The sequence below is a fragment of the Streptomyces sp. H27-D2 genome, from assembly GCF_035828615.1.
Lineage (GTDB): Bacteria > Actinomycetota > Actinomycetes > Streptomycetales > Streptomycetaceae > Streptomyces.
Genome location: NZ_JAYMZR010000221.1, coordinates 1 through 886, shown reverse-complemented (window position 1 = coordinate 886; position 886 = coordinate 1). Strand labels below are relative to the sequence as shown.

General features: G+C 64.6%; 1 protein-coding gene and 1 pseudogene. Both read left to right on the top strand.

Translation table 11 applies throughout. The features are described from left to right. The first annotated feature begins 136 nt into the window (after positions 1–136). On the top strand, positions 137–502 hold the full coding sequence (locus QMK28_RS33995; protein ID WP_326443558.1) for a hypothetical protein: 366 nt from the start codon (positions 137–139) through the stop codon (positions 500–502). Between the two features lie 180 nt (positions 503–682). Next, a pseudogene (locus QMK28_RS33990) lies at positions 683–886 on the top strand (transposase); the annotation flags it as partial.

The window sequence follows — 886 nt, the reverse complement described above, 5'->3', positions numbered from 1 at the left end:
CGGAACAGGCGAACCGCCCTGCCCAACGATCTACATGCTGGACACTGCCCCACCACCAGCCCGAGCAGCCTCACCCGCCATCACACCAGAGGCCCTGACCAGCCAGAATCAAGATGGCGGAGCTTCACTGTTGGAGGTGTGGCATCACACCCAGACCACCAACACCGTCAACGACATCCTCATGTCCACACCATCACTCGGCAGTTGGGGGCGGACCCCCGGCCCGGGTGGCGGGCTGGCCCCGCTGCAGGAATTCATGATCAGCAGATCGGCCGGGCGGCTGCGCGGTGCCCACATCTACCAAGACACCGAACAAGTCCTCGGTGAGATCGCGGATGACCAGGGACGCGGCGAACAGGTTCGCAACTGGTTCCGCCGCCCCGGCTACGTCCCGGAATCACTCTTCTACCTCGTCGCAGGCCGCCCGGAGCGGATCCTCATCTCCTCCATGGAGGAACGCGTCGCGGCGCTCTGGCCGCACTCCAACACTCCGGGCATGTGACGCCTCTGACCAGCGCAAACCCAGCACCCGCTATAGCAGTCTGCACAAGAACGACATGCCCCTTCGTCAGTCATGTCAGTAGCAGATGAGCACCACGCGTCAGCGCCAACCGCCAGGTCACCGGGCTTGCGCCACTGACACCTAAATGACGATGCCCAACTGACACTCCCCTGCAGACCATCACGTACCGGCTGCCAGTGGCGCTATCTGCCCCATGACCTGCCGCCGAAGAGCGCGGTGTACTACTACTTCGGCACGTGGCGCGACGACGGCACCACCGAGACCATCCACGAGCTGCTGCGCTGCCAGGTCCGCGAGATGCGTAAGCGGCGTGAGGACCCCACCGCGATCGTGATGGACTCCCAGACAGTGCGGGCCTCGGTG